We start from the raw sequence: 7,226 nt of genomic DNA on the forward strand, positions 1-7,226 counted from the left end.
GCTGAGAACCGGGCTTTTCAAACTTGCACTAAAAAGTTAACAGAAGGTAAATTTTTCGAGAAAATTCCAAAGAAATAAGAGGAAATAGAAATAGGTTTGTCGAATGTGTCAAACATAGGTAAACTTACCCACACAAGCGGCCGATATATACTTTGTTGTGTTTCTGCAAGTCTATTTTTTTGTGCCGTTAGTCAGTCGTCACTACATAGTTGGAGGGTTAAAGCAGATGAAGCAATCGTGGCGTGAGAAAATGGGAGCGAAGGATTGGAAAAAAGTTTCCGATTCTGTGAGCGGTTTATCCAAAAAGGTTGGCGGTCAGCTGAAGGAGACGAGATTCGAAAATCCGATACGTTCCGTCGGAATGAAGCTTTTTCTGCTTATCTTTTGCAGCATTTTGGCTTGCGTTCTGATTCTGGGGTGGTTCTCTTACTCCAAATCGAGTTCGATTATTCAACAGAAAGTTGCCGATTCGAGCAGTCAGACCGCTATGCAGACTGCCGGCAAAATCAGTTTGATGCTAGAAGGCTACGAGCGGCAATCGCTACAGTTTATTACCGATTCTAAGTTTACCAGTTTGCTTGGCACTCTCGCTGTTACGAAAGACGATTACGAAATGTTCGATACGGCCCGTCAGCTGACGGAGAAATTGAACAGCGTAGCGATGGCCGATTCCAACTACGAGAGCATTTCCTTAATCCCGTTGGATGAAGGCGGACAGTTTATCTCCACCGGGTCGATGCTGAATCAGGAAGGAGTTCGGGGACAGGAGTTTCTGAAGACGATCTCCGAAGCGAACGGCAGGGCAGTCTGGGTTTCAACCCTGACCAAAGGCCTGGACAATTCTCGCGGCACGCCAACCTTCGTCCTAGGTCGCCTTTTGAACCAAGGTAAGCCCTACCTGCTCATGCTGGAAATCAAAATCAAAACGCTTGAAGCCCAGATGGAGTCGGTTAACTTCGGAGAGGGCAGCTCGGCGTTCATCGTTGCCGGCGATAAGACGATCGTGTACGGTCCCGATGCCGCGAAGATGGGAACGCCTTACGAATTCGAATTGCCGGAGGCGGATTCTTCCGCAACGATTACGGTCGACGGAACGAAGGTGCTGTCGTCGGCAGGGAATTTCATGAACGGCTGGCAGCTGGTCGGCAACATTCCGGTTTCCTTCCTTGTTAAAGATGCTAAAGCCATCAGCAATCTGACTTGGTTGATGTCCCTGATCGCGGCTCTGATCGCGGGCGGAATCGGAGCGATCGTCATGCTGTCGGTCGGGCGCCCGCTGTCTCAACTGCGCACGCTGATGAACGAAGGCGAACGCGGCAACTTGACCGTTCGCTCCACGATCCGCAAGAAGGACGAAATCGGCCAAGTATCCGACAGCTTTAACCGGATGATGGAAGAGATTACCGGACTTGTCCGCCAGACGAACCTGTCCGCGCAGGAGGTGCTTGCGACCGCCGCATCGCTGTCCGATGCGTCGCGCAAAACGGCCGGAGCGGCCAAGGAGATCGCCGTCGCAACCGAAGAAATCGCCAACGGCGCGACGAATCTCGCGGTGGAAGCGGAGAAGGGCTCGGATTTGACCGTTCAGATCGGCACGCAAGTTCAATCCGTCATCGATGCCAACGTCGAGATGGGGCAGTCGGCTAACGAAGTAGAGGAAGCAGGCCGTACGGGCTCAGTCTACATGGACAATTTGATTCAGAAGACGGGACAGACGGAAGAAATGACTCGTTCTATGGTCGAGAAGGTCGACAAGCTGCAGGAAAGCACCGGTTCGATTCGCAAAATTCTCGATGTGCTAGGCAATATTACGAAGCAGACGAATATTTTGTCCTTGAATGCGACGATTGAAGCGGCTCGTGCCGGAGCGGCGGGCAAAGGCTTCATGGTCGTTGCCGACGAAATTCGCAAGCTTGCCGATCAGTCTCGCGAATCGATCAGCGTTGTCGGCGGAATTGTCGAAAAGATTTCCAGCGAGATTGAAGAAACGGTCAGCGTATTGTCCGAAGCGTATCCGATCTTTCAGGAGCAGATCGATTCGGTTCGCGAAGCCAATCAGATTTTCGTGACGGTTCAGGACAATATGAGCGGTTTTATCAACAGACTTTCTTCAGGTACCGATTCCGTACGTCAGCTCGAAGGCGCGCAGAGTACGCTTGCGCTTGCGATGAGCAATGTCAGCGCGGTTGCCGAAGAAGCCTCGGCTACTTCCGAGGAAGTTGCTTCCTTGAGCAACGAGCAATTAAGCATCAGCGACGGTTTGGTGCAACTGTCGAGCAATCTGGAGGCGGTATCGGGCAAGCTGCGCGAATCGCTAAGCCGGTTTACCGTATCCTAAGTCACACTGAAGAAGCCTTCTCCCGCTTACGGGGAGGAGGCTTTTTTTCGCATTAGATTGAGGTTCAACCTATATCGATTATGGCAATGCTAGGGAAAGGAGAAAAAGAGAAGGGGCTAATGCGATGAGACGGGAAATCGCCGTAAGAGCTTTTCGGATGCTTGTGCTGCTGGCGGCGCTGTTCGGCGTGCTGGGAGCAAGATTGGCATGGCTGCAAATTTGGGGCGGAGAGTCGAGGGGAGCAAGCGGCTCTCTGAAGGCCAACGCCGTTCTTCAGCATTCCGACGCGCTGCTTCTTGACAGCGGGCGGGGACAGTTTCGCGATCGCCGAGGGCGGTTGCTGACAGGCAGTACAGTACAAAGTCTGGCGGCCTTTCCGAACAACGGACAGCCGAGAGGGGCCGAGCGGGACATTCGCGAGCTGGCATCCAGCTTGGGCGTTGAGCCGGCTGAGCTGACAGCTTGGTGGAGCAGACTGCGAGAGCCTGCCGTCTGGCGGATTCCAGGCTCTGGACAAGCCGTCGATTTGACTTCGAAGCAGATTCATCTGGTGGAACGGGCGCATCTGCTTGGCGTTGCCGTTTTGCCATACTCGAATCGATACCCTTCAGGGATAACGCCTCTTCATGCGATCGGATATATCTCACAGCATCCCGAGCACGCGCTGCAGCTGTACGGGGACCAAATTGCGAAGAAAAGAATGAAGCTGACGGCGCCCCTCGGCGGATCCGGGCTTGAACAATCGTTGGACCGCCTGCTGCAAGGAAGAGCGGAGACAACGGTAAAGCAGGTAACGGATGCCGCGAGAAGACCGTTGGATGGATTAGGCTTGCGCTTGAACGTCGACGACAATCCTCATTTTCCATTGCAGGTTACGACTACGCTGGATTTGGACGTTCAGCGCATAGCCGAATCTGCAATGAAAGAATACGGAATCGGCAAAGGCGCGATAGTCGTACTGGATGCTGCAAATGCCGACATTCTCGCCATGGTGTCTCTTCCGCAGCTGGACCCGTATCATATTGGCGCCAACGGTACGGATGAGCGCAATCACGCAGTCACCGCCGTGCCGCCAGGCTCCGTGTTCAAGACGGTGACGCTGGCAGCGGCGCTTGAAGCGGGAGTGACGGGATGGCACGAAACGTTCATCTGCAACGGCCATTACGGGAAATACGGGCTCAAGTGCTGGAAAAAAGGCGGACATGGCCGACTGACGCTTGAGCAAGCCTATGCGCAATCATGCAATGTCGCTTTTGCGACGCTGGCGGAGCGGCTGGACCCGGCTTGGCTGCAAGTTACGGCGGAGAGGTTGGGCTTTGCCAGACAAATCGGCTGGCATACCGACCGTTTTGCCGATGGCGCACCTCTGCGGCTGCTGGACGAAGAAGAAGCCGGATCGGTGTTCTTAAGCAAGCAAATTGCAAAGGATGGAGGAGCGAGGACGGGAACGGGCATCGGTCAGCGGGACGTGAGGGTTACTCCGCTGCAGGCGGCGAATATGATCGTGACGATTCTGAACGACGGCCGCGCATTTGCTCCAAGGCTGGTGAAGGAGGTACGTTATGCGGACGGGGGACTGATGGCTTCGCTAGGCGTGCAAACCGCGCCCTCGAAGTACGGAGGAATCGAGCCGGAGACGGCTGCAGCGCTGCGCAGAGGCATGCTTGCGGTCGTACGGGAGGGAACGGCTGCAAGCGCTCTGAGGGGAGCCGCGTGGCCGTTGTCCGGCAAATCGGGCACGGCCGAGCTTGCGGGCAAGCAAAAGGGGAGAAACGATCATTGGTTCGTCGGATACGGTCCCGTAGGCCAAAAACCGCGGTACGCAGTCGCCGTGCTGATCGAGGATCAGCCGGCAGGCCTGCGCAACCGCGGCGCGACAGTGTTCGGCAATGTTATGGACGGGCTTCGGCGCTTGGAGCTTCATCGGAAGCAGGCTGCGGCGCAAGCGGGGGAACATTAAATTCGTCTCTCGGAAACCGGATCCAACTATGGAAGTAGCCTTGATCGTACAGGGCTTTAAGCAAAATCATCAGAATCGGAGCCAGGATCAAGCCTGCCACGCCAAACAGAGATAAGGAAATCATCATGAAGGCAAGCATCGTAAAGGCGGATACGCCGACGGTCTGACCGGTAATTCTCGGTTCCAGAAATTGCCGGGTCAGCGTAACGACGAGCAGCAGTACGGTAAGGCAGATGGCCAGCGTTGTATCGCCGACAATGAACAGATAAGCGATCCATGGAATGAACAGCGTATTGACGCCCAGCAGCGGGAGCACGTCGAAAATGCCCGCGAGCAAAGCGATGGAAAACGCATTGTTCACGCCGAGCGCCAGCAATGTGACGAAAATGACGAGGAACGTAATGCTGATCAGCTTTCCTTGCGCTTTCAGATACGCGCCGATGCCCTTGAACACGTTGTTGCGCAGAAACTCAAACGCCACTTTTAACGTTTTGGGCGCTCTGTCCGCCGAAACCTTCTTCCAGCTTTCGATCTCCAAGCTGAGGAAATAAGCAAGGACGATAGCGATGGAAATGTTCAAAATAAACGAGGAGAAAGAGCTAAGGAAGCCGACGAGCCATTTCAGAAATTTGCCGGCCCAATTCGCACCCAGATCGGTCACGTAGGCGGCCGCATCGCTTAGCCTTTTAGCGATATCCGGAGGCAGCGCCTCGGCTTCGTTCTGCAGCCGTTCCGCGATGGAGCTGACCTGGCCTTGAAGCAGCTTCTGATATTTCGGCAAATCGTCCGCGAGCTGTGTAAGCTGAATCGTAAATATATATCCGAGCCCAAAGAAAACGGCAAGGATGATCAGCGTAAAAAACAACATGCTGATGCCGGTGGCGATCGATTTCGGGAGCCCGATGCGGTTAAGTCGTTTTGCAAGCGGTTCGATGATCCAGAAGATGAGAAAGGAGAGAAATACAGGCGTCGCAAGATTGTATAAGTAGCTGAATATGTACATCGTCAGCCATACGGTGAGCGCGACTACACCTAGATCGAAAGCGGTTCTCCAATATTTTTGGTACAGTGATAGCATCTGTCAGCCTTCCTTTACCGATTCGTTATGGGCAGCTTGGCCGATCCATTTATTGTTTATTGTACACGATAACAAAAAAGATGCATACTGGCATGCCTATTTTGTCTGAGCATATGTTAAAATATATGGTGGGCTAACAACCGCGCGCACAACTAATATGGCAATCAAGATGGTGGGGAAGGCATGGAAATCATCCTCTGGATCGGTTTTTATTTTTTGACTTTTTATGCTTTTTTGCCGGCGTTGATCAGCCGGATTTTCGGCTACAGAGTGTTTATGAACGGGAAATCGTCCGACGGGATTTCCTTGACGTTCGACGACGGCCCTGATCCCGAATATACGCCTAAGCTGCTTGATCTGTTGAAGCAACACGGAGCAAAGGGAACTTTTTTCGTTGTCGGGGAAAATGCGGAGAAGTATCCGGACATCGTGGCGAGAATACACGAAGAAGGACATATTCTGGGCATACATAACTACGTCCATCATATGAACTGGTTTATGCGCCCAGGCACGGTAAAGCGGCAAATCCGTCAGACGTCGGACGTGATTGAGCGGATTACCGGAAAGAAGCCGATGTACTATCGTCCGCCGTGGGGAATCGTCAACGTGTTCGATTACGCCCGGCTCGGACATCTTCAGATTGTGCTCTGGACGTCGTTGTTCGGGGACTGGAAGAAACGGATCGGAGCAGACAGGTTGTATCGCCGAATGAAGAGGAAGCTTAAGCCCGGGCAGGTGTTCCTGCTTCATGATTGCGGAAGCACGTTCGGCGCGGACCGGGATGCGCCCGAGAATACACTTGCTGCGGTGGAGAGAATTTTGAACGATGGAGAGAAGCTGGGCTATCGTTTTATCGGCATCGACGAGATGATCGAGGTGACAGAGCGGGCTGCGAAGAAGAGAAAGGCAGGTCGAGCTGCCGAGGGAGCAAGCGCGGAACGGAAAGCCTCCGTCGGCCCGCTCAAGAAACTGGTCATTGGCTTGTGGATGCTATGGGAGAAGCTGTTTCACGTCGTATTCAGGCTTCGTCCTATCGGCAGCGCCGGATTTTTCAATTACCGCATTCGCAAGTATTCCGGGTATGAGCTTAAGCTGCAGAACGGCAGGGAGCTTAAACCGGGAGATCTGATCATGGAAATCCATTTCGAAAACCGTATGCTTGTCGAAGCCGGGATGAAGTCGAAGACGTCGCTGCAGGTGGCGATCAGAATCATTCGCGAGATCGAAAAGGTGCTGCCGGATATGGCTAGAGAGCTGGCTGTCATCCCGAAAGGCGACGAAGTTAAGGCGCTTTATGGAGTATCGATGATTCACCGCGGAGGCGAGAGCTTGGGCTTCGAAATGTTTGATCTGCCCAAAGGACTATTCGCGTGGTCGACAAACCTTTATTTGCGGTTTATGATTAGGGTCGTTCACCCTGCCGGCAACGAACGGGTGCGCGAGCATAGCGAATCCTTGAATCCTCGGATGTTGATCATGGAGCGGGATACGCTGCTGAGATGGGCAGACGAGTCGAAGAAGGTTCGCCGCGTCGGACGGGAGCGCGCCGCCGCCAAGACGAGCGATACGTCAGCCGGCAAGCGGGCTGCGGAACCAGAGTTATCGGAAAACGTCTCTGGACCATTTGATGAGACTACGGTGGGCAAGCTGGTGTAATCTATAATCCTAATTAATAAAAAAAGACTTTCCTTCAGTCACCTCACGGTGACTGAAGGAAAGTCTTTTTTTGCTTGACGCTGGCAACGAACAAGAGGATGTCTCAAAAGTAAGTTCTAGCTCACTTTTAGAACAGCTCGCTTGAAAAAAAGGTGCCTAATTGAAAAATGACGGCGTTAAGGGTGCTAACCCTG

The 7,226-nt window shown here is 53.3% G+C and carries 4 protein-coding genes; 3 read left to right on the plus strand and 1 reads right to left on the minus strand.

Annotated elements, in window-relative coordinates:
* The first annotated feature begins 226 nt into the window (after nt 1-226).
* Entirely contained in the window at nt 227-2,338 is a 2,112-nt protein-coding gene (locus tag DFP98_RS10445) for a methyl-accepting chemotaxis protein (protein ID WP_246016486.1), read from the plus strand.
* A 124-nt stretch (nt 2,339-2,462) separates the two neighbouring features.
* The gene (locus DFP98_RS10450; RefSeq protein WP_116060517.1) at nt 2,463-4,298 is read left to right on the plus strand and encodes a peptidoglycan D,D-transpeptidase FtsI family protein; all 1,836 of its coding nucleotides are present in this window, start codon (nt 2,463-2,465) and stop codon (nt 4,296-4,298) included.
* Here the strand turns inward: DFP98_RS10450 and DFP98_RS10455 are convergent.
* Nucleotides 4,231-5,376 carry an AI-2E family transporter gene (locus DFP98_RS10455; protein WP_116060518.1) on the minus strand — a complete coding sequence of 382 codons (1,146 nt, stop codon included), beginning with the start codon at nt 5,374-5,376 and terminating at the stop codon, nt 4,231-4,233. The two genes, DFP98_RS10450 and DFP98_RS10455, sit on opposite strands and share 68 nt — an antisense overlap.
* A gap of 183 nt (nt 5,377-5,559) precedes the next feature.
* On the opposite strand from DFP98_RS10455, the gene DFP98_RS10460 reads away from it, so the two are divergent.
* Nucleotides 5,560-7,032, plus strand: coding sequence for a polysaccharide deacetylase family protein (locus tag DFP98_RS10460; protein ID WP_116060519.1), 1,473 nt, complete (start codon nt 5,560-5,562; stop codon nt 7,030-7,032).
* Nucleotides 7,033-7,226 lie beyond the last annotated feature (194 nt).

The organism is Cohnella phaseoli (assembly GCF_003386235.1).
In the GTDB taxonomy this organism is placed as follows: domain Bacteria; phylum Bacillota; class Bacilli; order Paenibacillales; family Paenibacillaceae; genus Cohnella; species Cohnella phaseoli.